The following is a 436-nucleotide window of genomic DNA, read 5'->3' on the forward strand; positions in this document are numbered from 1 at the left end:
GCTCGTGGTCGTGACTATGATCGTGATCGTGGCCGCGATCCGAATCGGCGTGTCCCGCGTCGTCGCCGTCGACGAGGACGTCGACGGTCGTTGCGCGGATCCCGTTCTTCTCCGTCTCGCCGACCGCGTACCGGACCGGAAGCGCGTCGCGCACGGGGTCGAGGACCGCGGGGTCGGCGCCGGCCGCGATCAGCGCGGCGCAGATCATGTCGCCGGCGGCGCCGGTCCGACCGTCGTAGACGAGCGTTCGCATGGCTCCTCCGAGGCGACTGCCGGACAAATACCTCCGGATCGACGGGCCGCGAGTCCACGGCGAAAACGCACGCTTACGACGGGGTTTTATGACCGGACTCCGTACCGTGCTATATGATCACACAGCCTATCGCGGCCGCCGATCGGACCGGAGGAATCGGCGGGCCGGGCACGGGCAACAGGC

At 68.8% G+C, this 436-nt stretch carries 1 protein-coding gene; it reads right to left on the reverse strand.

The window, feature by feature from the left end; translation table 11 throughout:
• A partial coding sequence (gene larC, locus D3D02_RS20050; RefSeq protein WP_121571405.1) for a nickel insertion protein occupies positions 1 to 253 on the reverse strand: 253 nt, incomplete at its 3' end.
• Positions 254 to 436: the final 183 nt, after the last annotated feature.

The organism is Halobellus sp. Atlit-38R, assembly GCF_003665925.1.
Lineage (GTDB): Archaea > Halobacteriota > Halobacteria > Halobacteriales > Haloferacaceae > Haloquadratum > Haloquadratum inordinatus.